1 pseudogene is annotated in these 442 nt (G+C 39.4%); it reads left to right on the top strand.

Annotation, left to right across the window (positions count from 1 at the left end):
- Positions 1-428, top strand: a pseudogene (locus tag EII32_RS11665) (transposase); the annotation flags it as partial.
- Positions 429-442: the final 14 nt, after the last annotated feature.

Below are 442 nucleotides of genomic sequence, written 5' to 3'. Positions count from 1 at the left end.
ATTCTCTTTCAGGAATGAATACGATGGTCATACCATACAAAAGACGTTGGAACAAACCCAAAGGATGACCGGGAAACATATTAATAACCCGGCGGCAGCCAGAGGGTTATAGAGGTGTGAGACAGATCGGGGATACAAAGATACTCATCCCGGACGTTCCTAAAGCAAAAGATACCTGTTACCAAAAGAGAAAGAAACACAAACTATTTTGTAAACGAGCAGGCATAGAGCCAACGATAGGACATCTTAAAAGTGATTACAGATTATCTCGCAACTTTTATAAAGGTGTGAAAGGAGATGCTGTCAATGTCTTATTAGCTGCGGCGGCATATAACTTCAAAAGAGCTATGAGAGTTCTTTTGTGGCTTATAAAAAGAATCAGCGTGAATTTCGATTTTACAAACTTCACGCTGAAATATAGTTTTTAAGGGACGACTACATA

Origin of the sequence: Prevotella sp. OH937_COT-195 (genome assembly GCF_003932845.1) — a bacterium.
GTDB lineage: Bacteria > Bacteroidota > Bacteroidia > Bacteroidales > Bacteroidaceae > Prevotella.
The sequence above is the reverse complement of the archived record's forward strand: the minus strand, read 5'-3'. Positions and strand labels throughout refer to the sequence as shown.